The organism is Aquibacillus halophilus (genome assembly GCF_009649745.1).
In the GTDB taxonomy this organism is placed as follows: Bacteria; Bacillota; Bacilli; order Bacillales; family Amphibacillaceae; genus Aquibacillus; species Aquibacillus halophilus.
The window spans coordinates 78,511-103,074 of record NZ_WJNG01000009.1; the positions used below are offsets into that span (position 1 = coordinate 78,511).

The 24,564-nt window shown below is 35.4% G+C and carries 27 protein-coding genes and 1 pseudogene; 18 read left to right on the forward strand and 10 right to left on the reverse strand.

What is annotated here, in order from left to right:
• Positions 1–13 precede the first annotated feature (13 nt).
• Genes GH741_RS12160 through GH741_RS12170 form a run of 3 tightly spaced genes read right to left on the reverse strand, consistent with a single transcriptional unit; the run spans position 14 to position 4,489 of the window.
• On the reverse strand, positions 14–2,287 hold the full coding sequence (locus GH741_RS12160) for a transglutaminase-like domain-containing protein (protein ID WP_153737060.1): 2,274 nt from the start codon (positions 2,285–2,287) through the stop codon (positions 14–16).
• Positions 2,284–3,525, reverse strand: coding sequence for a DUF58 domain-containing protein (locus GH741_RS12165; protein WP_153737061.1), 1,242 nt, complete (start codon positions 3,523–3,525; stop codon positions 2,284–2,286). The genes GH741_RS12160 and GH741_RS12165 overlap by 4 nt, the downstream gene beginning before the upstream one ends.
• Before the next feature lie 4 nt (positions 3,526–3,529).
• On the reverse strand, positions 3,530–4,489 hold the full coding sequence (locus GH741_RS12170) for an AAA family ATPase (protein ID WP_420809400.1): 960 nt from the start codon (positions 4,487–4,489) through the stop codon (positions 3,530–3,532).
• A 778-nt stretch (positions 4,490–5,267) separates the two neighbouring features.
• On the opposite strand from GH741_RS12170, the gene GH741_RS12175 reads away from it, so the two are divergent.
• The 11 genes and pseudogenes from GH741_RS12175 to GH741_RS12225 all read left to right on the forward strand — a co-directional run bounded on the left by GH741_RS12175 (position 5,268) and on the right by GH741_RS12225 (position 13,052).
• On the forward strand, positions 5,268–6,212 hold the full coding sequence (locus GH741_RS12175) for an aldo/keto reductase family protein (protein ID WP_153737063.1): 945 nt from the start codon (positions 5,268–5,270) through the stop codon (positions 6,210–6,212).
• Between the two features lie 20 nt (positions 6,213–6,232).
• Positions 6,233–6,640, forward strand: a complete 408-nt coding sequence (locus GH741_RS12180; protein WP_153737064.1) for a VOC family protein — start codon at positions 6,233–6,235, stop codon at positions 6,638–6,640.
• Between the two features lie 45 nt (positions 6,641–6,685).
• Positions 6,686–7,606 carry an aldo/keto reductase gene (locus GH741_RS12185; RefSeq protein WP_153737065.1) on the forward strand — a complete coding sequence of 307 codons (921 nt, stop codon included), beginning with the start codon at positions 6,686–6,688 and terminating at the stop codon, positions 7,604–7,606.
• Positions 7,607–8,086: 480 nt separating this feature from the next.
• Entirely contained in the window at positions 8,087–8,566 is a 480-nt protein-coding gene (locus GH741_RS12190; protein ID WP_153737066.1) for a DsrE/DsrF/DrsH-like family protein, read from the forward strand.
• A gap of 55 nt (positions 8,567–8,621) precedes the next feature.
• Positions 8,622–8,983: pseudogene (locus GH741_RS12195) on the forward strand (rhodanese-like domain-containing protein).
• 14 nt (positions 8,984–8,997) lie between these two features.
• Positions 8,998–9,294: a rhodanese-like domain-containing protein gene (locus GH741_RS12200; protein ID WP_338079401.1), complete on the forward strand. Its 297-nt coding sequence runs from the start codon at positions 8,998–9,000 to the stop codon at positions 9,292–9,294.
• A gap of 32 nt (positions 9,295–9,326) precedes the next feature.
• Positions 9,327–9,902: a sulfurtransferase TusA family protein gene (locus tag GH741_RS12205; RefSeq protein ID WP_153737068.1), complete on the forward strand. Its 576-nt coding sequence runs from the start codon at positions 9,327–9,329 to the stop codon at positions 9,900–9,902.
• 111 nt (positions 9,903–10,013) lie between these two features.
• A complete protein-coding gene (locus tag GH741_RS12210; RefSeq protein ID WP_338079402.1) occupies positions 10,014–11,141 on the forward strand; it encodes an MBL fold metallo-hydrolase in 1,128 nt (375 codons plus the stop codon).
• Positions 11,142–11,168: 27 nt separating this feature from the next.
• Entirely contained in the window at positions 11,169–11,396 is a 228-nt protein-coding gene (locus GH741_RS12215) for a sulfurtransferase TusA family protein (protein WP_153737069.1), read from the forward strand.
• A gap of 105 nt (positions 11,397–11,501) precedes the next feature.
• Entirely contained in the window at positions 11,502–12,278 is a 777-nt protein-coding gene (locus GH741_RS12220) for a sulfite exporter TauE/SafE family protein (RefSeq protein WP_153737070.1), read from the forward strand.
• A gap of 390 nt (positions 12,279–12,668) precedes the next feature.
• The gene (locus tag GH741_RS12225) at positions 12,669–13,052 is read left to right on the forward strand and encodes a DUF302 domain-containing protein (RefSeq protein WP_153737071.1); all 384 of its coding nucleotides are present in this window, start codon (positions 12,669–12,671) and stop codon (positions 13,050–13,052) included.
• A 200-nt stretch (positions 13,053–13,252) separates the two neighbouring features.
• Here GH741_RS12225 and GH741_RS12230 read toward each other — a convergent pair whose 3' ends face one another.
• Positions 13,253–13,873, reverse strand: a complete 621-nt coding sequence (locus GH741_RS12230; protein ID WP_153737072.1) for a TetR/AcrR family transcriptional regulator — start codon at positions 13,871–13,873, stop codon at positions 13,253–13,255.
• A gap of 169 nt (positions 13,874–14,042) precedes the next feature.
• Between GH741_RS12230 and GH741_RS12235 the strand changes: the two genes are divergently transcribed.
• Entirely contained in the window at positions 14,043–16,271 is a 2,229-nt protein-coding gene (locus GH741_RS12235; RefSeq protein WP_338079403.1) for an MMPL family transporter, read from the forward strand.
• A gap of 133 nt (positions 16,272–16,404) precedes the next feature.
• On the opposite strand, the gene GH741_RS22435 is transcribed toward GH741_RS12235, so the two are convergent.
• Positions 16,405–16,911 carry a CBO0543 family protein gene (locus tag GH741_RS22435; RefSeq protein WP_420809401.1) on the reverse strand — a complete coding sequence of 169 codons (507 nt, stop codon included), beginning with the start codon at positions 16,909–16,911 and terminating at the stop codon, positions 16,405–16,407.
• A 268-nt stretch (positions 16,912–17,179) separates the two neighbouring features.
• Positions 17,180–17,869 (reverse strand): class I SAM-dependent methyltransferase, encoded by a 690-nt coding sequence (locus tag GH741_RS12240; RefSeq protein ID WP_240795486.1) that lies wholly within the window; start codon positions 17,867–17,869, stop codon positions 17,180–17,182.
• A 195-nt stretch (positions 17,870–18,064) separates the two neighbouring features.
• Here GH741_RS12240 and GH741_RS12245 point away from each other — a divergent pair, with 195 nt between their 5' ends.
• Positions 18,065–18,841 carry a DUF2268 domain-containing putative Zn-dependent protease gene (locus GH741_RS12245; RefSeq protein ID WP_153737075.1) on the forward strand — a complete coding sequence of 259 codons (777 nt, stop codon included), beginning with the start codon at positions 18,065–18,067 and terminating at the stop codon, positions 18,839–18,841.
• Between the two features lie 66 nt (positions 18,842–18,907).
• On the forward strand, positions 18,908–19,039 hold the full coding sequence (locus tag GH741_RS22145) for a hypothetical protein (RefSeq protein ID WP_276608233.1): 132 nt from the start codon (positions 18,908–18,910) through the stop codon (positions 19,037–19,039).
• Position 19,040: 1 nt separating this feature from the next.
• Here GH741_RS22145 and GH741_RS12250 read toward each other — a convergent pair whose 3' ends face one another.
• Together GH741_RS12250 and GH741_RS21620 are read right to left on the reverse strand one after the other, a co-directional pair.
• The gene (locus GH741_RS12250) at positions 19,041–19,307 is read right to left on the reverse strand and encodes a hypothetical protein (protein WP_153737076.1); all 267 of its coding nucleotides are present in this window, start codon (positions 19,305–19,307) and stop codon (positions 19,041–19,043) included.
• Positions 19,308–19,595: 288 nt separating this feature from the next.
• Positions 19,596–19,739 (reverse strand): hypothetical protein, encoded by a 144-nt coding sequence (locus GH741_RS21620; RefSeq protein ID WP_170287624.1) that lies wholly within the window; start codon positions 19,737–19,739, stop codon positions 19,596–19,598.
• 191 nt (positions 19,740–19,930) lie between these two features.
• Here GH741_RS21620 and GH741_RS12255 point away from each other — a divergent pair, with 191 nt between their 5' ends.
• Together GH741_RS12255 and GH741_RS12260 are read left to right on the forward strand one after the other, a co-directional pair.
• Positions 19,931–20,524 (forward strand): TetR family transcriptional regulator, encoded by a 594-nt coding sequence (locus GH741_RS12255; protein WP_205677331.1) that lies wholly within the window; start codon positions 19,931–19,933, stop codon positions 20,522–20,524.
• Between the two features lie 264 nt (positions 20,525–20,788).
• A complete protein-coding gene (locus GH741_RS12260; protein ID WP_153737078.1) occupies positions 20,789–21,217 on the forward strand; it encodes a DUF3995 domain-containing protein in 429 nt (142 codons plus the stop codon).
• Between the two features lie 298 nt (positions 21,218–21,515).
• Here GH741_RS12260 and GH741_RS12265 read toward each other — a convergent pair whose 3' ends face one another.
• On the reverse strand, positions 21,516–21,692 hold the full coding sequence (locus tag GH741_RS12265) for a Spo0E family sporulation regulatory protein-aspartic acid phosphatase (protein ID WP_153737079.1): 177 nt from the start codon (positions 21,690–21,692) through the stop codon (positions 21,516–21,518).
• An 82-nt stretch (positions 21,693–21,774) separates the two neighbouring features.
• Positions 21,775–22,101: a YolD-like family protein gene (locus GH741_RS12270; RefSeq protein WP_170287625.1), complete on the reverse strand. Its 327-nt coding sequence runs from the start codon at positions 22,099–22,101 to the stop codon at positions 21,775–21,777.
• Positions 22,102–22,373: 272 nt separating this feature from the next.
• Here GH741_RS12270 and GH741_RS12275 point away from each other — a divergent pair, with 272 nt between their 5' ends.
• Together GH741_RS12275 and GH741_RS12280 are read left to right on the forward strand one after the other, a co-directional pair.
• Positions 22,374–23,540, forward strand: a complete 1,167-nt coding sequence (locus GH741_RS12275) for a TraB/GumN family protein (protein ID WP_153737081.1) — start codon at positions 22,374–22,376, stop codon at positions 23,538–23,540.
• Positions 23,541–23,675: 135 nt separating this feature from the next.
• A complete protein-coding gene (locus GH741_RS12280; protein ID WP_153737082.1) occupies positions 23,676–24,506 on the forward strand; it encodes a metallophosphoesterase in 831 nt (276 codons plus the stop codon).
• The last annotated feature ends 58 nt before the right edge of the window (positions 24,507–24,564 follow it).

Sequence of the window (24,564 nt, forward strand, 5' to 3'; positions counted from 1 at the left end):
AATAATTTTTTGGCTATATTCTAATTCTCATTATCCTCTTTATGCTCCTTATCTTTTCCTGAGCTAGTAGTAATTCTTTGTCAGACATATCCCGAACACCATATTTTGCTTGTTCGAAAAGAATTTCCAACTCTTGCAAATCCATTTCTAATAATTTATTCTGATGGATCCATCGTTTAAAAGTTTCCTTTAGCGTTTGATTTTTGAAGTTTTGATAGCTACGTCTGTGACCATAATTAAGTAATCTTTCAATTTCAATAATAATTTTCTGATTTACCGATTTTACCCTATGACGTTTCAAAATATGCCAGTATAACCATTTTCTCCGTTTCAAAAGCAAGATTAAAGAAACGCTAAAAATAACTACAATTCCCAAAACTATTAATAGATTTTGAACAATTGTTGCTAAAGATAAAGATTTTTCTACTTCAACAAGTTCATTCTCATCTGTTTCGGGTGTAACCGTTACCTCTTGAACCTCTAATGTAGGTGCAGAAAAAGACGCCGTTGGTTCAAAGGGTATCCAGCCGTACCCATGAAAATAAATCTCAACCCAGGAGTGTGCATTTGCATTTTGTACAATATAGACACCAGGGCCTAATTGATTTCGGTCTACTAAATAATGTGGATCTAAGTCGTCATTTCTATTGCCTTGTGTATATCCCTTAACCCACCTGGCAGGGATACCAAGTGTTCTAGTTAAGACAACCATAGCAGTGGAATAATAGTCGCAGTATCCCTCCTGTATTTCAAATAAGAACCGATCAACGAAATCATCGCTTTTTCCAAGGCTTTCGTCTGGTTCGTTTGTATATGGAAATGTATCCTTTAAATAAAATTCAATTGCTTTTACTTGGTCGTAGGGATTCGTTTGATTAGCAACAACCTCTTTGGCAAGCTCTGATACTCTTGTAGGTAAGTTACTTGGTAGTTGCAAATATCTCTCCCAAAAGGCATCCTCTCGGTCAATCAGAGGGGCATTTCGTAATCCAGTCTTATCGATAAGTGGCACCTTTGAAGTAACTTGATATTTTTGAGGAAACATTCCTGAATCGTCGATATAATGCAACTCTCCTACATTCGGTAACCAAAGTAATGGGGTACTAGTATTAATCTCAATTTGTGAGTTATCTACAATACTATCAATCAATATTTCATCGTCCCGTTCTGTCTGATCAATAATCTCAATCGAATCCATCCTGTATGATCCAAGTAACACGCTACCAGAGTAGACTGAATTTGGATAAATGCTAATGGTCTGTACGATTTCTCTTGTTTGTAATAATGAACGGTTGATTTTCGAGTGTTCTAGACCAGTCAACGCCTCACTTTTTTGATCAAGGAGTAACTCGTGGTTCTCAAGATGATAGCTTAAATCTTGTTCCTCCCACCCTGTTCCATTATAAAAGTAACGTGTTTCTCCTCGAAAATAAGTGGGGTATGAGGTTTCCACGGACATGATTTGAGAATAGTCAAATTCAAACCCGCCCCCTAGTTGACTATCATCACGACTGTAACCAGATAATCTTTCCTTTTTATCTATATGTCCATTATCAACTCGTTCCGTATAACGGGATATTTCCGGTTCTTCTCCAAGGTACTTTTTCCAAGCAGTATAAGGATCTGTCAGCAATGGACGTACATTTTCTGGAACGAAAATTGTTGAAATAACTACTACAGTAAAGAAAATAATGATTGGAACGACAACTGTTGCCGGATAGTCCTTCAGATGATTCCACCCTTCAGGACTTTTTTTTCTTAGAACCTTAAAGTGGTCTACGATAAGAAGCAAGAGAACTGCGCTAATCATAAGAGTAATATCACCCCAAAGATTGTGAAAGGTAAACGTATCGATGATTGTTAAGGTGATAGCACAAATTAGTATTGTTGCAAGGGCTCTCCATTTTGATTCAAACCATCTAACCATTATCAAGTAAACAAGCCATGAACCTAGACCAAAGCTTAGGTAGGGAAAAAGTACATCTAATCTAATAATGTTTTGAATTAAGAACTCGATAAGATGTGCCCATGTGTTTTCATGTGGAAAAACGATTTTCCATTTTAGGATAAAAAGAATCAAAATAAAACAAGCAAGTAGCTCAATAATCCAGCGTCCCCATTTTTTGAATGGAAAGAACATTTCTACAGTACAAGTGATTACCAGTACCCATGTGATGAGTTGAATTGTTTCGGGTAACAAATATGCAGAAAGCCAAGTTAAAAAAGAAAATAAGAAAACACCAGTTAAGAAAATGACACAGCGCTGGAGCCAATCTACTTCTTTCATGGGCGGCCCCTCTCTAACGCCACTGGTAGCTTAGCTAGAGAATCAATTTGATAAAAAGTGATTTGTTCCCCTTTTAACCTGCGTTCCCACTCTTCTGATTCCGGATTCTTCATTGATGATAGCCAGATGTAACATGGATGGAGATTCATTTTCTTCAACCATTTTAATCTATGAAACAATTGATCACTCGCATCTGGTGTAATGATAATAACAAGACTTCCTTGTAATCGTTTCAGCCTTTGATCAAGAAGTGCCTTTTGGATTGTAAGATTGCCATCCATCCCCACGTAAAGCAAATGTTCCTCCAAACGATGGCTATAAGTTACCCCAGGTTTGGGTTGATAAAAGCTGACTTGTTTGCCGGGAGAGAACAATCCGATGGGCATTTGCTGTTTGCTAACATACCTAATGATGGAAGCTGCTATTGATACAGCTAATTCAAACTGTTTATCATCGTTATAGAAAAGTTTGTATTGATCAATTATAATAAGTATTTTTGTTACAGACTCCGGTGTGAATTCCTTCGATTTCAAGTCGCCTGTTTTGGCAGATGCATTCCAGTGAACCTTAGAAAGGCGGTCCCCATGAATATACTCTCGCACCCCATTAATTTCTGTTGTTTCCTTTTTATAGATAGTAGAAGAAGAAATACTTATCGCTTTTCTAAATGTTGAAATATAAGGCCAATCCTTGATACGTATTGTCTTAGGATATACCTTGAATTCGCTAGGAAGTTGGAGTGAACTTTTATGTTCAAACAAATTTAAAAGATCCCCTGTTGAACATTCTGTTTCCCCAAACCTATAGCTACCACGCTTTAGATCATAAATTGAGTAATCAATTTCCCCACTTCTATAAAAGTCGGGTACGAATGATGATTCATATGTTTCCGTACCTAACTGATGATGGATTAACTGGTCTTTAATCAATACATAGGGAATTGGCCAAAAACCAGGAATCTTGAAAAAGGTTTTGAGATGAAAGGTGTCCCCAGTCTCTAATCGATTCAATTCATTTGTATTACTAAAAACCCTCTTACCAGTAATGTCATTGATTCCACTCCATCTAGCCAATAAAAGAAGATAAGCAGTTATTATTGTCGTGATTATAACCATAATAAGGGCTAGCTTCCCGCCTGAAAATAAAAGGTACAGGAAGCTACATAACCAAACAACCATTACTCCCCAAAATAATGGCTGCTGGTCTTTGGGCATTGATTGCTTGATTACTTGTAACATCTAATCACTTCTCCAGTCTTAACGGTACGTCCACATCTGCTAAAATGGATTGTACGACAGTTTCTATCATTACATCATTCATTTGGGCTTCATTTTGTAAGATAATTCGATGATTAAAAAAATAAGGAATTAGAAACTTTACATCGTCTGGAGTGACAAAATCTCGTTGATTGATAAAAGCCAGCGCTTTTACTCCACGCATTAACGCTAGGGTTCCCCTTGGACTAACTCCAAGAAAGATGGAAGAATGACTTCTAGTTTTTTCAACTATTGACAATATATAGTCAATCACAGTATCAGCAATGTGCACCTCTCTAACATATTGTTGAATTTTTTCGACAGTTTCTATGTCAGTAACAGCCTTCAAGTCGTCTAAGGGAGTATTCAAACGTTGTGCGTAAAGTAATTCCTTCTCCGTTTTTTTATCTGGATAACCTAAGTTGATTTTCATCATAAATCGGTCCAGTTGGGCCTCAGGCAAAAAGTATGTACCCTCAAAATCGATTGGATTTTGTGTTGCCATAACAAAGAAAGGTTGAGGTAAATGATGTATCTTGCCATCAACAGTTACTTGTTTTTCTTCCATTGCTTCAAGTAGAGCTGATTGTGTTTTCGTTGATGCTCGATTTATTTCATCAACTAATAAAATATTAGTCATAACAGGTCCTGGTCTAAAGACAAACTCTTCTTTCTTTGGGTGATAGATTGAAAAACCTGTTATATCGGTTGGAAGTAAGTCAGGGTTGCATTGAACTCTTCTGAATTGACTCTGAATTGTTTTAGCCAAGGCCTTAATGAGCATCGTCTTACCTGTACCAGGAACACCCTCGATTAGTACATGTCCATCTGCCAAGAGTGCAGTTATAATAAGTTTTACCTCATCGGTTTTCCCTAAGATGCAATGATCTAGATTTGCCTCTATTTGCTTTATGATATTTATGTATTCGTTTTCCATGTGGGCCATTCCTCCTGAATTTCCTATGTTTTTTTGCCTTTAATAATGACGATTATGTAAAGTTAATAAAAAGCTTTTCTATTGTTTATTTCGGCTTACATATTTTAAAACCCTTTCAAAAGTTAAGTAATTATTATTGAAAAATAATAAGTCTGATAGCTTTCTTAGTGACTTCTGTATAAATAGTTGAGTTGATGATGTTTCATAGTTATAAAAATATATTTGATGTTAAAAAAAATCGAAAATGCTGTTTTGAAACAAACGGTAAATTATTAGTATTCAACAAGCTAAAAACCTTCCTATAAGCAAAAGGATTTGTACCTTATTCGTATTTCAAGTGCACTATCAACTGAGATTATTCAGGATGGAATCATTCTAGAACGAAAATTGAGAAAGATGGATTGTCTGTTTTAACAACTGCGAGAGGGTGTATTGAGGTGGATGATTTTACTTTGGTGGAGATTCATAATATGAACAATGGAGCAAGTTAAAATGGTAGACGTTCAATTATCAGTCGAGGTAACGATAGATAGCAAAATACATTTTTTTTAAAAAGGGTCCTTCATAATTAAAATAAAGAGTTGGCTATATTGTTATCGTTGGACTAACCTTTATTACAATTTTTTAAAAATGAAAGTGAAAATAAAACTAGTGTGATGAGACAATGTTCACAATTTGTTAACCATTGGGGGGATTAAAAGCAATCATGCTAAGCCTTTTATATAAACGAAAATAGAAAAATTTGGTACAATCAATATAGCGTTTACATTGAGAAAGGAAGATGACCTTGAAATATAGAAGACTAGGAAGATCTGGTTTAAAAGTGAGTGAAATTAGTTTGGGTAGTTGGTTAACCTACGGGAAATCGGTTGAGGATAATGTGGCAGCAAAGACAATACATAAAGCATACGAATTAGGTATTAATTTTTTTGATTCGGCCAATGTGTATGAGCGTGGCGAGGGAGAACGTGTACTGTCAGCAGCATTAAGAGAGTATGAAAGAGAGTCCTATGTCATCACTACAAAGGCATTTTGGCCAATGGGTGATGGCCCAAACGATCATGGTCTATCACGAAAACACGTAACCGAGCAGTTACATGCAAGCCTGAAAAGAATGAAGTTAGACTATGTAGATGTATTCTATTGCCACCGCTATGATCCAGAAACACCGGTTGATGAAACCCTGAGAGTAATTGATGATCTTATTCGCCAGGGTAAGATTTTATATGCAGGTGTTAGCGAATGGAGTGCAGCTCAGATTGAAGAAGCCGTTGGTGTTGCTGATAAATATCTACTAGATCGTATTGTCGTTAACCAACCACAATACAATATGTTTCATCGTTATATCGAATCGGAAGTTATTCCTGTTAGTGAAAAGTATGGAATTGGGCAAGTGGTATTTTCTCCGTTAGCTCAGGGAATTTTATCTGGTAAGTATCATGCAAATCAAGTACCTGAAGATAGCCGTGCCGCTAATCAGTCGATTAATAGATTCATTACGGGCATGTTGAATGAGGAAGTCTTAAGCAAAGTGGAGAAACTGAAGGAGATTGCTAAGGAGCTAGATACTACATTACCTACATTGGCTTTAGCATGGATATTAAGACAATCGAATGTATCAAGTGCTTTAATCGGTGCAAGCAGACCTAGTCAAGTTGAAGAAAATGTAAAGGCAATTGATTTACACATTTCTGCAGACATTCACGAGAAGATTGAAACGATTTTAGCTTGAGATTATGAGGGGGAATAATTTTGATTAAAGGAATAGGGCATCTAGCATTAAAAGTAGAAGACATGGAAAGGTCACTTCATTTCTACTGTGGGGTTCTTGGCTTGAAGCACGCCTTTGAAATTCGAGACGAGAGCAGTAATCCTTGGATTGAATATGTCAAAGTAGCACCTGGTCAATTCATTGAACTATTTTATGGAGGAGAAAATAAACCGGTAGCTGTTGGTGATTCAATCGGGGTTGATCATCTTTGCCTTGAGGTAGTTGATATTGATGAAATTGCAAATCATTTAAAGTCTAAAGGTATTACGATTGATGATGGACCAAAGCAAGGTGCGGATGATAATTTTCAGTGCTGGGCAAAGGATCCTGATGGTAATCGAATTGAGTTCATGCAACTCGTTTCAACATCGCCCCATATGAACTGTTGATAGTGTTTATAGTTTGTGAACCAATATAAAAAAGAGGTGTTTATAATGAAATATAGACGTTTAGGTAAGACTGATTTAAAAGTTTCTGTTGTAGGAATTGGTACATGGCAGTTTGGTGGCGACTGGGGGAAAGATTTTAAACAAGCGGAAGTTGATGCGATTTTATCAAAAGGAAAAGAACTAGGAATTAACTTAATTGATACAGCGGAATGCTATGGTCCCGATCATCTATCTGAAAGCTTTATTGGGGATTTTCTTTCTCGAGATAAGCGTGAAGATTGGGTTGTTGCATCAAAATTCGGTCATCATTGGCATGAAAAATGGGGAAATGCATGGAGTGTTGATGAGGTACGGCAACAGCTAGATGAATCCTTACGGGCGTTAAAAACAGACTATATTGATCTTTACCAGTTTCATTCTGGTTCTGACGAGGACTTTAATAATGATGACTTATGGACAATGCTTGATAAACAGGTGCAAGCAGGAAAAGTTCGTAATTTAGGAATTTCAATTGGGGCCAATACGAATATTCATCAGACGTCGCGAGCAACAGAATTTAATGCAAAGGCAATTCAAGTTGTCTACAATCGACTAGATAAATCTCCTGAAGAAGAAGTATTCTATTCTTGTCTTGAACAAGATCTGGGTGTACTGGCTAGAGTACCATTAGCAAGTGGTTTTTTAAGTGGGAAATACAAACCTGGTTCTGTATTTGATGATAAAGTTCGAGGGCGTAGGGAACAAGCAAAAATCGATGAGCAATTAAGACGTGTAGAAGAAATTAGACAAACAGAGTTACCAGAGGGTGTGGAGATGGCGCAGTGGGCTCTGGCTTGGTGTTTGAAACATCCAGCAGTTACGTGTGTTATTCCTGGTTGTAAGAGTCCCGAACAAGTTGAGGCCAATGCTAGAGCTGCAGACTTAGATATGGTGCCTTTAGAGCATCCGAGTGCTTGGGTAGAATAAGTATAATAAAAACTGTGCGTTCCTTATTTTAATAGGAACAGCACAGTTTTTTAATTGTCCTCTATATATCCATTACCTCTTCCATTTGGCTCTCGAACAATCAATGAGATCCCACCATCACAATTCCAGTTCCTAGCAAACATGACAGCAATTGTTTTTTCTAAACAAATACAAATAGTTAGGCATGAGAAAAACTACTCCCATTGCTCACGTATCAATAGTTAATTCTAGACAATAGAAGATTTAACATTTTTATATTGACAAATATACCTGAAGGGGTATATGATGAATCATGTTCTGTTAAATTAATTGGGGCATCGAAAGTATATAGTATTCTTATGATTCTTTTGAACATGATTTTTAAAAGATCATATTGTTAAAAACAACAAAAGGTTAACAGCCTTTTAAATTTTTGTTATTTTAATACCATTACCCGTATTGGTATTGTGTTTATTTTGTAAAAAAACGAGGAGGATTAACATGACAAACAAGAAAAAAACAACAATAGTATTATTCAGTGGAGATTACGATAAAGCAATGGCGGCTTACATTATTGCCAATGGTGCAGCTGCATATGACCATGAAGTAACAATTTTTCACACTTTTTGGGGATTAAATGCTCTTCGTAAAGATGAAAATATAGAAGTGAAGAAAGGCTTCATGGAGAAAATGTTTGGGAAAATGATGCCAAGAGGCGCAGAAAAAATGGGATTATCTAAAATGCATTTTGCCGGTATGGGACCAAAAATGATTAAAAGTGTGATGAAAAAACATAATGCTATGAGTTTACCAAGCTTAATTGAGATGGCACAAGAACAAGAGATTAAGCTAGTTGCATGTACTATGACAATGGATCTGTTAGGACTACAAAAAGAAGAACTGCTAAATGATATTGAATATGCAGGGGTAGCAGCTTATTTAGGTGATGCTGAAGACGGCAATGTAAACTTATTTATCTAATAACAAGATTGGGGGCTGATAGTCTCTTTTCTCTATTCATTAGGAGGAAATTTAGATGGACTATGTAAATTACATTATTATTGCACTATTTTTATTCTTGGTAGTTAAACGTTTTGTGCCAACAAAGGGTATTAAAAATATATCAACAACTGAATTAAAGAATCAACTAAAAGATGGGAACAAGCAATTTGTTGATGTTAGAACACGGGTGAATTCAAGGGTAATAATATTAGAGGATTTAAAAATATACCTGTACATCAACTTTCTCAAAAAGCCGAGAAAGAACTTTCTAAGGATAAAGAAGTATTTGTCATCTGTCAGAGTGGAATGAGGAGTCAGAAGGCTAGTAAAATTTTAAAAAAAATGGGATTCTCAAACATTACGAATGTTAAAGGCGGAATGAACGCCTGGAGATAATAGGAGGGGTAAGTGTGAAAAAAATAACATCAACTGAACTAAAAGAATTGTTTAACACAGAAAAAATAGTAAATGTTATTGATGTTCGAGAAGTGGATGAGGTTGCAACAGGTAAAATACCTGGTTCCATTCATATTCCTCTAGGTTTGCTCGAATTTCGTATGCATGAACTCCATAAATCAAAGGAAAATGTCATGGTTTGCCGTTCTGGTGGTAGAAGCGGTCGTGCTTCTCAATTTCTTGAAAATCAAGGTTTCAAAGTCATAAACATGACGGGTGGAATGCTTGCTTGGGAAGGCGACATGGAGTAATCATTATTAAATAATATACGAGGAGGATTAGCATGGAACAACTAAATGTAAATATCGTGTTGGATGCTAAAGGACTAGCTTGTCCAATGCCGATTGTAAAGACGAAAAAGGCAATGAAGGATGTAGAAGCGGGTCAAGTTATTGAAGTTCAAGCAACAGACAAAGGATCAAAGGCGGATATTCAAGCATGGGCGAAAAGCTCAGGTCATCAATATTTAGGTACAATTGAAGAAGCGGATGTATTAAAGCATTACCTGAGAAAGTCTTCAAATGATGAAACTATTGAAAAAAAACATCCAAATGTGTCAAATAATGAAGAGCTAGAACAGAAACTAAAATCTGACGAAAACATCGTTGTGCTGGATGTAAGAGAAGCTGCAGAATTTGCTTTTAATCACATTCCAAATGCAATTAGTATTCCATTAGGGGAATTAGAAAAACGTACTGGGGAATTAAACAAGGAAGATGAAATTTTTGTTATTTGTCGTACTGGTAGTAGAAGTGATCTTGCTTCTCAAAAATTAGCTGGATTAGGTTTTACTAAAGTAATCAATGTAGTACCAGGTATGAGCGAATGGTCTAAAGAAACTACTAGTATTGAAGACTAATAATATGGAATTTAAAGAAGTGAATGGTTAATTCTTCTCGAATTTGTCCAAAGTAATTATTAAACCGCATTTTTTTTTTTGAAAAAATTAATACCTTAGGGGGTAATAAAGGTGACCGTAAATATAATGACAGCAAAAGATGTAGCGAAAAAAGTTATTAATAAGGAAGAGTTGTTTATCTTAGATGTACGTAACGAAGATGCTTTTGATGAGTGGAAAATTGAAGGGGATAACTTCAAACATTTCAATATTCCTTATTTTGAACTTTTAGATGGGGTGGAAGAAATTATCGGAAAGATCCCTTCAAACAAGGACGTATTAGTTGCATGTGCTAAGGAAGGTTCGTCTGAAATGATAGCTGACATGCTTTCTGAGGAAGGTTTAACTGTTTCTTATCTACAAGGTGGTATGAAAGCTTGGAGTGAACATTTAGAGCCTATTAAAGTAGGGGACTTAACTGATGGTGGAGAGATCTATCAATTTGTTCGTATCGGAAAAGGATGTCTTTCTTACATGGTTATTTCAGATGGTGAAGCAGCGATTATTGATGCAACACGTATGACAGATATTTATCTTGAATTTGCTGAAAGTAAAGCTGTAAAAATCACAAATGTTTTTGATACGCACCTTCATGCCGATCACATCTCAGGAGGAAGAGAAATCGCAGAAAAAACAAATGCAACATACTGGTTACCTCCAAAAGATGCAACAGAAGTAACGTTTGACTATGCGGCATTAGAAGGTGGAAATGTTGTTACAATTGGTAACACTGCAATTGATATTTATGCACTATACTCACCAGGACACACAAGTGGTTCAACATCATTTGTTATAGATGAAAAGTTCTTACTTTCTGGGGATATCTTATTTATTGATTCGATTGGAAGGCCTGATCTTGCTGGAATGGCAGATGATTGGGTGGGAGATCTAAGAGAAAGCTTATACACTCGCTATAAAGAATTATCTGAAGAATTGGTAGTTCTTCCAGCACACTTTATGATCATCAGTGAATTAAATGATGATGGTACTGTAGCAGTAAAACTAGGTGCGCTATTTGCGGAAAATCATGGTTTGAATATTAAAGATGAAAATGAATTCAGAAAATTAGTTACGGAGAATCTACCTCCACAACCAAATGCTTATCAAGAAATTCGTGAAACTAACATGGGTAAGATTAGACCTGAAGAAGAGAAACAAAGAGAAATGGAAATCGGACCAAATCGTTGTGCGGTTCGTTAAATTATAAAAATTGAGGAGGAAGTTGGAATGGAAATAGCAAAATTACTAGATGCAAAAGGACTTGCATGTCCAATGCCAATCGTAAAAACAAAAAAAGCAATGAATGACTTAGAGCCTGGTGAAATATTAGAAATTCATGCAACCGATAAAGGAGCAAAAAGCGACCTAACAGCTTGGGCAAAGTCCGGTGGACATGAATTGTTGAAAGATTCCGAGGAGAATGGTGTATTAATGTTTTGGATTAAGAAAGGATAATATTCTTAAATTTGGCTCGTCTGCAGAAATACAGGTTAAGAAAACCATTTTGTGTGGCACTGTATAACTGACAGGACGGGCCACTTTTATGAAGGAGGGAAGGAAATGGATTTTGGATTTATTATTACTATTTTCTTAATCGGATTTATTGGTTCATATATTTCTGGAATGTTAGGTATTGGTGGATCCATCATAAAATATCCAATGCTCTTATATATTCCACCTTTATTTGGTTTAGCGGCATTTACTGCCCACGAGGTTTCAGGTATTAGCGCTGTTCAGGTGCTTTTTGCATCAATTGGTGGTGTATGGGCATATCGAAAAGGTGGTTACCTCAATAAGCAGTTGATTATCTGTATGGGGGCCAGCATTTTAATTGGAAGTTTTGTAGGAGGATATGGATCAAGACTACTTCCGGAGGCAGGTATTAATCTTACGTATGGAATATTAGCGATAATTGCTGCAGTTATGATGTTTATCCCTAAAAAGGGAATTGACGATATTCCTTTTGATCAAGTGAAGTTTAACAAATGGCTGGCTACATCCCTCGCTCTAGTTGTAGGTCTTGGGGCGGGTATTGTGGGAGCAGCAGGTGCATTTTTACTGGTACCAATTATGCTCGTTGTACTAAAAATTCCTACCCGAATGACCATTGCATCATCCTTAGCAATCACCTTCATTTCGTCGATAGGTGCAACAGTAGGAAAGGTCAGCACTGGGCAAGTGGAGTATTTTCCAGCTGTTATTATGATTATCGCTAGTATCATAGCATCCCCACTTGGAGCAGTGACTGGTAAAAAGGTAAATACAAAAGCATTACAGGTAATTCTAGCTGTTTTAATTGCTGGAACAGCGATTAAAATCTGGATGGATATTTTGTAAGATGAAACATCAAACTAGATTAATGAATTTAATCATCATTAATACATGTTCAAATTAGTATTTCTACGTATTTTGGGGGAAATGAAACGGATTTTACAACCTAGTGGTCAACTGCTTTTATTTGAATGGGAAGTTATTGATACTGAAGCAGGACGACCACTCCATGAAAGTTCCTTCTGATAAAATGAGTGAAATTGTGAGGGAATATGGGTTGATACAGAAATTATTCAGTTAAATCCAGCAAATTATGTCGCGAAGGCTTTTACAAATGAAGTATTAGAGAACGGAAATTGTATGGACTATCCCAACTAATTAATATGTTCCTGCCAGGAGTAGCTTTTGTGGTAACTATCTTGAATCTTAGTTTTTATAAAAAAAGGAGGATAAATTATGTTTCATTATACAGTCGAGACTAATAAATCAATGGAAAATGCAATCCAATCGTTGGAGAAAAGCTTAAAAGAGGAACAGTTTGGGGTCCTATGGCAATTTGATATAAAAGATAAACTACAAGAAAAAGGGCTTGATTTTAATCAAAACTATATGGTTCTTGAGGTTTGTAATCCACATGAGGCGCAACGCGTATTATCTCAAAATTTGATGGTTGGATATTTTCTACCTTGCAAGATTGTAGTTTATGAAGATTCAGGAAAGACGAAGATAGGCATGCCAAAACCTACTGCACTTATTCAAATGGTCAATGACGAATCGATTAAAGAATTAGCCAAAGACATTGAAGAACGACTAATTACTTGCATTGATAATAGCATCTAACAAAAAAGAACGATAAAGGCTGAAAAGTCTTCATCGTTCTTTTTTTAGGCAAGGTTAATTGCTATAAATATTCCTTATATAGATTGATTGCGATAAAAATGGTGAGGAAATCTTTCACTTAGCATGGCTGATCGCCCCTTGAGTCATAGCAAAATTCTAATCATCGGGAAAGATTTTACAAAACCTATCCATCTATAAATTTAACTAAATAGACCGTTCCAAAAGAAAGTCATAATTTGTTCTGATGTTTCATCAATAGATGGAAAAATTGTCGTGTTATCTGTGTTTTTATAATTACCTACTCTTAACAAAGATATATAAGTGTGTGCTGCAAAGGTTGGATTTATCTCACTAATTTCTCCATTGTCGATTGCATTTACAAATGCTTCTTCAATTGCCTTGTACATATTTTCTTCTGCTTCTTGCATTTTTTTTATTTGATCAGAGGATAAAGAATTTTTCGTCTCACGCATAAATCCATCCAGATCAATGTCAACAGTAGCCCTGAGGTGTGCTTGGGTAACTTTTAGCAGGCGTCCATACAACGGGGAATCCTCTAATAACATAGCTCGCATGCGTTCACGAATCCTAAACATCATCTGAACCATGGCTTCTGTAAATAATTCTGCTTTGCTATCATAATAGTAATATACAGTAGCCTTTGTCACGTTGCATTTTTTTGCAATATCGTCTACAGATACGTCCTGGTAACCATTAGCTAAAAAAAGATAGGTAGCAGTTTGGAGAATAATTTCATTGGTTGGCTGTTTCAATTCACTAGAACGAGGTCTACCAAGTGAACGTTTTTTTTTGGCTTTCAAAATTATTCTCTCCTTGTTGATTCATTAGATTTAAGTATATCATATTTGAGCTTTAATCGATTATTCTTGATAATTAACTAACTAGTATATATAATTTGTTAGTAATAGAAATTTTCCAATAATAATGAATTAGTAAAAACGATTGAATCGTTGTGAAGGGGAGACATCTGTGAATAATTTATTGAATAAATGGGGAAATATAGTCGCAAATTCTAAAAGTCGATGGATTACATTAGTCTTGTGGATTGGGCTTGTTGCTCTGTTATCAACTGTTTGGCCACAAGTAAATGATGAAGAGTCTGGTTCGAACAACTTGTTGCCAGATGATGCCATGTCAGTGGAGGCATCAAAGATTATGGAAGAACAGTTTCCAGATGATAGTGGAGTGCCATTATTACTAGTATGGCAACGCCAAGGTGGGTTAACTGAAACTGACTTTGAGTCCGTACAAACCCTATACAAAGAACTAAAATCTGATTCATTAAATCATCAGTCAATGGTTCCTGACTTTGGGAATATTCCTATTCAAGCATTAATGCAATCTGCATCTAGTGATGGGGAAGCGTTGACAACACCTGTGTTTTTTAAAGAAAGCGCCTCAACAGAAGAACTACAACAGTCACTGGTAGTTCTAAAAGAAAACATAACAAGTCTAATGGAAACAGATCCCTTTAATGGAGACGTTTCAGATGAAGGGTTACACGTCCGTTTTACGGGCCCGATAGGAATTCAGACAGATTCAACTGAATTGTTTAGCCAAGCAGATGTTACATTACTCATTGCTACTGTATTGCTAGTTTTGGTACTTCTTATCGTATTGTACCGCTCCCCAATTTTGGCCGTAGTACCGCTTGTCGGGGTCGGATTTGCGTATGGATTAATTAGTCCAATGCTTGGGTTTATGGCAAGTAGAGGTTGGATTGTTGTTGATGCACAGGCAATATCCATTATGACAGTTCTATTGTTTGGTGCAGGAACTGACTATTGCTTGTTCCTAGTTTCTAGATATCGAGATGAATTGCAACTAGAACCTAATAAATACAAAGCACTTCAACTTGCTATCGCTAATTCTGGCGGTGCAATTATGATGAGTGCTCTAACGACAATGTTGGGACTATTAACTTTATCGCTTGCTCAGTATGCTTCCTATGATCGTTTTGCCGTTCCATTTAGTCTGGCGATATTTATGATGGCGATAGCAGTCATGACTCTGTTACCTGCAATTCTTGCATTGTTAGGTAGGGTGGCCTTTTTCCCTTTCATTCCGAGAACTGAGAAAATGACAAAGGAATTGGAGAAAAAGAAAGGAAAACCTGTCCGACATCCGAAGCAGAGGAGTCGGTTCAGCATAGCTACTGGACGTTTGGTTACGGAAAAACCTTGGCAGATTATCATAATATGTATGATATTTTTAGGTGGGCTTGCGTTATTCGTTCCAAAAATTGAGTACACATACGGTGTGCTCGACTCATTCCCAGAGGATATGCCGTCCCGTGAAGGGTTTGCAATCATTGCTGAACATTATCCAGCTGGTGAAATAGCACCGGTTCAATTGATTGTTGATACAGGTGATAAGGATATTGAACTAAAGGAAATACTTGCATCTAATTCAATAGTAGAAAATATCAGTGATCTGAGAACTGGTAAAGGTAATCCTAATGTTATCGAATACACAATCACGCTATCTGTTGATCCTTACTCGAATCAAGCTGTTTCACAGATTCCAGAGTTAAGAACTACTGTTACTGAAGTGCTTGACCAAGCGGGTATTGAAAATGCAAGTGAACGTGTTTGGTTAGGTGGAGAAACAGCTACTTTGTATGATACGGAAGAGATAACGAGTCGTGATCAAAGTATTATTATCCCAGTTGTACTTGTTATCATTGCCACCTTATTATTGATATATCTACGCTCGATTATTGCAATGATTTATCTTCTCCTAACTGTTGTCCTTTCGTATTTGTCCGCATTAGGACTAGGATGGTTGCTAATACATTATGGTATGGGTGCAGAAGCTATGCAAGGTTTGATTCCGCTCTATGCATTTGTATTTTTAGTGGCACTTGGAGGAGATTATAATATCTTTATGATTTCAAGTATCTGGAAAAACAGAAGGCATATGCCACTGAAAAAGGCTATTTCTGAAGGCGTTGGTGAAACGAGCAGTGTAATTACCTCAGCCGGTTTAATTTTAGCAGGTACATTTTCCGTCTTGGCTGTACTTCCTCTACAGGTTTTGGTGCAGTTTGGTACTGTAACAGCCATCGGGATTTTGTTGGACACCTTTATTGTAAGGCCGTTACTTGTTCCAGCTATAACAACTGTACTTGGAAAATATGCCTTCTGGCCAGGTATGCTTTGGAAGAAAGAAGAAGTTGATAAGCAAAGTGGTAGTTGAAGAAGAAATTAGAATTTCAATATGTATAACAAATTGTAAAGAAAAATAGATCTGTCAGGTTAGACGTTATAAGACTAGCCACTTTAATGCTAAATCCTATGTAAAAGTGGGTTTTAGCATTTTTTATTGGTACTTATTTCATGTCACTAATGTTCACATTGAATATAGTTAACAATGTGATTATAAAAATAGTAGATATCACCCAAGCTAACAGAGGTCTTTTATGGTGAGTCGGTAGAATAAAGAAAATCATACCTGAAAATAAAGCAGACCACCATATATTCCAACCATTATAGAATTTAATAAAACCTAATCTAAAGTTTAAGTATTCGGTTGCCAAATATATAATTAACCATAACAAAAACCAAAAAAAACGTTGCTTCCAACCGTTAGGGAACCTCCCTAAATAAATCAATACTGTTGCAAAGTAAATAGTAGTCATATATAAAAGTGATATTATTGTATGATTAGGGAGAATTAGATCGTTCAAAAGCCACATTGGTTTATTAAAAAGTAAAAAATTATATAATAAATCTCCAATCATAAAAAAGAGAAATGTGGGATAATACCTTCTCCAATTTCTCCAATCGCCCCAAATGAACCCCGCTATAATATAGAACACACTCACTAAAATATACATGATACCAATCCTTAAGATAAGGCATTATCTCCGTTTATCGAGTATAAACACAGCTTTAATGGTTGATGCTTGTAAACTTTTGACTGATGTAATAGTACTTATATTTGCCATAAAAAGTTAACATCATTAAGATATTATGTGCCAACTAAAGGAACAGTATTCTAGTGTATAGTGACCACAATTCAATTTAATTGTAGTCGAAAATGGTTACCATTAATTTTTCAAAGATGTTAACTGGACATTACCCACTTTAACATCTCATTTTAAGCTAAACACAACACCTAAATATACGATAACCTAGTATATCCTTGTAGGTATCAGTTAATTGTTCATGTTTCTCGAGAATTTGAATTAGTTCCTCATCTATATTTTCGGAAAGCGAGAAATCAGCAGCATTTTGTACATTATTCTCGTCAAATTGTTGTCCGAAAGTATCTATGCTTATATGTTTAAAACCAGCTTGTTTAAATAGATTGATCCATTCAGATTCAGTTAGTAATTGGGAAATTCCATAAAAATCGATAATTGGTTTCGATTCGTCCTCAGAAATTTTTTTGTCAATTACCATTTCAATTGCAAGTAATAACCCACTATGCTTTAACACTCTTTTATACTCAGGAACTGTTAACGACACATTTGTAAATGACGTAACCGATTCTGATAAGATAATGTCAAATACTCCATCATCAAAAGGTAAATACTCAACACTCCCATGTACAGTATTGATTGGTAGTTGTAGGGATGAAAACCTTTTTTTTGCTTTGTCTAACATAATTGTGTTGGAATCTATAGAAGTAACATCACATCCATATTGTTTGGCTAAAAATGCAGAGGTTTGCCCTGTTCCGCAACCAACATCAAGAACTGACTTTGTTTCGTCGATAACTTCCTTTGATAACATATCTTTTGTAAGTTGAAGTCCTCCAGGATGGGCTCCCCCAACCCCGAATAATGCCAAACAATCAAGATAAGTGTATTCCAAAATTAGCCCCGCCCCGTTGTTAATATTTATGATATTCTATGTAACTAGAAACAATTGGTCACTTTCTTAATAAAAAGTTAGCTTTAATATTAAACATAATAAGGAATGTAACGTATATCAGATAAAATACATATCGTAAATTAGATTACTGTAAAATCAGAGGTGTCCAATATGAGTGTAATAAGAACAGATAAGTGGTTACTAGATTTATATGATAAACCAATAGAAATTTGTGAGAAGCTAGAGGTTCTATTTGACGATGTTCAGGCTTCTGAGATATATAATTACTTAACCCTACATGGAATGTATTTTCCATTAAGGAATGGAAAGGAACAAGTCACAAAGTTACAGGAGAACAAAGTTTGGAGAATAGTGGCAAATGAAGAACAACGACTAAAAAAAATGTGGGAGGGTCCAACTATCCCCACTTTTATATTTCCATCAGATATAAATAATTTAAATTTAATGCAAGACTTTAACGGGAAATCAGGTATAGCCTTTAAAGATAAGCTTTTTCTCTTTTTATCAGAGGATAATTCAGAAAAAGAAGTAAAGGCAATGTTCACACATGAATATAATCATGTGTGCCGGCTATCTAAGTTCAAAAAAACTGAAGTTGATTACGTACTGCTAGACACAATTATTTTAGAAGGATTGGCTGAAAATGCGGTCCGAGAAAGATTTACTGAAGAATTTGTAGCTGACTGGACTGCTTACTACTCACCTGATGAACTTGAAACGATGTGGATTAACCTATTACAACCAAATCGTAATATTTTAAAAACAGACCGTAAACACCAAGACATCTTATTTGGTTTACGCCATTATCCAAAAATGGCTGGGTACTGTGTTGGATATTACTTAGTAAAAAAATATATGGAAACTAACCGCTTAAAAAGTAAAGATTTATTGGATGTTCAAACAGAAGAAATTGCTAAAGTATATTAAATAAATAACGATTTTCAAATACGTATTTAATCCACTTAACCTAATGTTTGGGAGATGTATGTATATATGCCTTCATGGATAATGGCAATAAAAACAGACGATGTTTCGTCTGTTTTTATTTTGACCATTAACTACCAGTTTTTACATTCAACTACTACTATTCAACGAGGGAAAAAACAAAATCTCAACAACAATTAAATTACCAGAAAAATAGAGGAAGCAAAGCCAATGTCGCAATAGAACCTAAAGCTACGCCCCAGCCAAGACCACCATAACCGTAACCCGGACCGTAGACACCATAACTAAACCCCCCTAAATTGCTAGGGCGATTTAGAGGATGTAAAATAACTCTGTCGTTTACAACGTGGTGAATGATTCCTCTATGGGTTTTTCCGTCATGTGTTCTAATTTCAACAGCTTTTCCTCTATATTTGTGGCATAGTTCATGATAATGTCCAACTGACATTTCGTCACCCCCATATCTATTTGACCTATAAAGTATTTTATGTATGGACTTCAATGAACGTAAAGGACAGGTGAATCAGGGTATTAGTGGAAATTTAATTAGATGTGCAATAGTTAATAGGAGTAACTCTGCTTTATCAGTGGTATTTTTGAGGATGTTAATTATATAACTATTCATGTGATCGCTGTGCACAAACAATATTCTTTTTGTTAGCTGGAGTTTAAATGGAGATGGGGGAGTTACAGTAGCCAGAGCATCAAAGAAGCCTTGCCAATATGGCAAGGCTTCCTATTTAAACAACTTTCTCATCATTTTTCCTGTCACCTTTCCTGCAGCACGCCTTCCAATTCTTTTACCCACTCGCCCCTTACGAACGGAATCAACATCATTCCAAATGCGTAAAATCTTATAAATGTTAGACTTTAGACTCATTTTTAATCACCTCTTTAATTTAGTATAACAAAAATAGGGATTTACAATGGGAATTTTTGCTTCCATAGTTACTCTTTACTTATTACAATAGCTGGATCAGACAATTGCATTGCAATGTTTTTACTACTGCACTATAATGACCTTAGTCAATAATTGACTAAGGTCATTATAAACGAGGTGAGATGAAAATCGTGTTAAGAAGCAATAGAAAAAAAGAATTAAAAGAACAAATATTTCTTAAGGCTATTGAGTTATTCAAACAAAAAGGGTATGAAAATGTATCAGTAGAGGAAATTACATCCGCATGTGGAATTGCAAAGGGAACATTTTTTAACCATTTTAAAAAGAAAGAACATATTCTATTACAGTTGGGTAATTCCCAACTAGAACTCTTGGAGACTACTGTTCATCAACACAGCCAGAAAAAACTTAAAGAGAGATTACAGCTTATTTTTGCAGACCTATTATCGATATATGTTGAGTACTCAGTTCTATTAAAAACAGCTATATCAGAAACAATCAGATCGGCGATCGTAATGAAAGATGAGTCTAATAATATAGTGAAACTTCAGTCTCAGATTGAAAAGATCATAGTTGAAGCATTGGAGGAAAAATCCTTTGTTAGTGACAGAGACCCTAGAGTCATTGCATCTATTTTAGTTGCTATTTATTTCCAATCACTTGTTTCTTGGGCATCAACTGATATGACGGTGAATGATATTACAAGATATTTCCAAGAACAATTCGAGGTTGTCTGGGAGGGGATTGAGAATGGTGAAAAGTAACAGAGATAATGTCTATATTGTATAGAATAGCGTCCTAAAGTATTTAATCTAAGGATCAAAGTTCTTTTTTTTTCTTTTGAATTTTGTGATTAAGCAGTCGTTGAATTGAAATAATGGGGGAGATAATTATCATAAATATAAGTGTATCTCTGATATGTAATCATTTCGATTGGTCACATTAATTTTCTTTTCTTGTATCAGCTTAATTTAAATTGTTTTGGTTTTTTATACTGGTAGTTCTGTAAAAAAAAGGAGGACTGAGATATGACAGATACACTCATTTTATTGTCAGCAATCACCATCCTTTTGCTAATAAGTGGCGTACACTTTTACTGGGCTTTTGGCGGGACTTGGGGAAGTAGTGTTGTTTTACCTCAAAAAGAGGGAGGGGAACAGCCTATTTTTACCCCTCGAGTTTTTGAAACAGTATCAGTTGCGATTTTAATTTTAGCTGCTTGTTGTATTCTACTTATTCAAGCAAATATGGTACCTTTTTTTCAAGCAAATTTTTTCAGTGAGGTTGGGAGTTATATTGTTGCTTCTGTATTTGTTTTAAGAGCAATAGGAGACTTTAAATACCTTGGTTTCTTTAAAAGAATTAGACAAACTAAGTTCGCTAAATACGATACAAAATATTTTAGTCCACTTTGTTTATACCTTGCACTGTCTTTTGTGGTGGCAGTTATATTCTAGAAAAAAAGCATAACTATGCCACCTACTAGTAACAGAATCGAGCCTGTGATTAGAGCCGTCTGGGTCAAACGATTTGATTTATGGAAAATTCTCATAAACATGGTTTGTCACCTCACTATCCACTAATAGCGTTCTATATTTACTACGTATTTAGTAAACCAAAAGATTCATGTGATACAAAAAAATGTATTCAATAAATTATTGTTATGTATTAGATAGTGGATCATAGGTTATCGAACTGATCCCAAAGTACTGAAACTTTTCTAGGGCTTAGGTCAAGAAGAGAGAAATCCTCATTTTAAGAAGATTTCTCTTTTGATCTATTTTTTTCTGCAAATTCTTTGTTTAAAATTTTATCGAGTTGTTGCGATATCAAAAGTAATTCTACTCCAGAAGGATCTCTAGAGTATGCTTCATACATTGCTAATCTTAATTGTTCTATTTGCTCGTCAATAGTGTTTTTTTTCTTGTCCATTGGCTGCCACAACCTTAACTAGACTTTATAAAATTATACAATACTTTTTTTGCATTATGGAATATGACACATCAATTAATTATTAAATAATCGATACATCCAAAATATCCGTAAAGGCTATGTAGTCTATACCGTCTGCAGTTTGAATTTCTAATCGATCCATTACAGGTCGTTTAATTATCCCCTCAACCACCTTAATTCTTTGACTTTTATAATACTGGATAGCAACTTTAAGCATGTGTTCAATAGCTTCTTCTATCGTCCGACTCATTTCTTCGTAATGATCTTCACTTAAAATAGGCTTCTCTACATTGTTTTGTGATTTCCAATAATTATTTAGCATTTCAATGTGTTCCGGCATCATGAAAGGAGTCCACTTGATACTCCCGCGGTCATTCACATTAGTCATTCCATCACCTCTAAGGAACATATGTTCTACAAGTGTAGTATATGCTATTTTTTTTATTTTTACAAGTCATAAACTTAAGGTGAATAGTTCACAACCTGTACGATGAAATACAACTTTTCAATTTTTCATGGTGGCTTTTTAGGTTGATAGAGTATATTATTTGAGGGACAGATAAAAAATAGTTTAATGTAGAAAAGTTACTCATATGCTGTTAATAACAACGTATTGGATAAGTTGAGTATTAATAAGAATCTTCAAAAGGAAGGTAGTTTATGTCAAACCAAAATATTACAAGAATAAATTTAGATGGTAAGGAAATTATCCTTATCGGAACTGCTCACGTATCCAAACAAAGTGCCGAACAAGTAAAGGAAGTTATTGAATCTGAAAGACCAGATTCTGTTTGCATAGAATTGGACGAGCAAAGATATCAATCTATTATTGATGGAAATCGTTGGAAAGAGATGGATATTTTTAAGGTGATGAAAGAAAAGAAAGCTACATTATTGCTAATGAATTTGGTCATATCCTCTTTCCAAAAAAGGATGGCAAAACAATTAGGGATTAGTGCTGGTCAAGAAATGATTCAAGGAATAAATTCAGCAGAGGAAATAGGTGCCAATCTAGTACTTGCTGACAGAAATATTCAAATAACATTTGCCCGTATATGGCATGGTGTCGGATTATGGGGCAAAACCAAGCTTCTTATGCAAATTGTTGCTAGTATTTTTAGTAATGAGACTATTACGGAAGAAGAACTTGAAAAGATGAAATCCCAAGATATGCTGGATGCTATGCTAGATGAGCTCACAGTTAATTTTCCTAGATTGAAAGTGCCTTTAATTGATGAACGAGATCAGTATTTATCTCACAAAATCAAAAATGCTCCAGGAAACAAGGTCGTTGCTGTTTTAGGTGCTGCTCATATTCCGGGTATTAAAATAGAAATAGAAAAAGAACAGGACCTTAATCAACTATCCCAAATTCCACCTAAATCTAAGATGCCTACAATAATTGGATGGGCGATTCCGTTCCTGATTATTTCAATTATTGCCTATACCTTTTTAGCAAATCCTTCTGCAGGAATTCAGCAGACCGTTAGTTGGATACTTTGGAATGGATCATTTTCAGCTATTGGAACGGCGATTGCATTAGGACATCCACTGGCTATCTTAACAGCATTTGTTGCAGCACCAATAACTTCTTTAAATCCATTAATTGCGGCTGGTTGGTTTGCTGGAATTGTTCAAGCATTGGTACGTAAGCCTAATGTAGCGGACTTTGAAACGCTCTCTGAGGATGTTTATAATGTAAAAGGCTTCTGGAATAATAAGGTAACGCGTATTTTACTTATTGTTGTCTTAGCAAACTTGGGAAGTGTATTAGGAACTGTAGTTGGTGGAGCAGATGTCATCCGATTGTTTCTAGAAAATATATAAGGTAAGTTGATTCGCAATAGATCCTTTTCATTAAAGCAGACGCTATCCGCAGATATAGGGATGGTGTCTTTTTTATTAACAGGAATAGTCATAAAAAAGTCGAAATGTAAAAGAATTGTACGTTAGGTGGTATGTATGAATAAAAAACGATTGGCTCTTTTAACTTTTATAGTAGTTATATTAGCAGTTTCTGCGAAGATTTATTTTGACACAAATTATTTTCAAATTAACAGTGTTGAGGTAAATAGTAATAAAATTCCAACGGATACGGATTTGCTGATTTTGCAAATTAGTGATCTACATAATAAAGTTTTTGGAAAAAACAATCAAAAATTAATTAGCACCGTAAGAGAGTTAAATGCAGATATCATTGTTATAACTGGTGATTTAATCGACCGTGGTACAGTTGAATTTGATGATGTCTTTCATTTTATCGATAATTTGAAGAACATTAATCAGGACATTTATTTTGTATCCGGTAATCATGAGTGGCAAAACCCTCGTGCTGAAGAGTTTTTTAACGGCCTCAAAAACCGCCATGTAACAATTTTGGATAACAAAAATATTCAAATTACCAAGAATAATGTAACACTTAACTTAGTTGGGGTTGCCGATTCATCAACCAATCATGAAGATGTCCAACAAGCTTTTTCGGGTGTCAGCGATGACAGCTATACTGTGTTACTCTCCCATTCTCCGGGTATCGTAGAAAACTATCATATACCAGCGGAACTAACCTTAAGTGGACACACACATGGTGGACAGGTGAGATTCCCATTTATTGGGGCATTAGTAGCTCCAGATCAAGGATTCCTTCCAAAGTTAGACAAAGGAAAGTATAAACTTGGCCAGAATCAATATCTATATATTGATAGCGGACTTGGTACAAGTATATTGCCAATTCGGTTTTTAAATCCAAGTCAATTAAGCTTAATCAGGGTTATTAATAGGGATACAACTAATTGATTAAAAAATAACCTCTGTCTATTCATTAGACTTAGACAGAGGTTATTTCAAAACAATT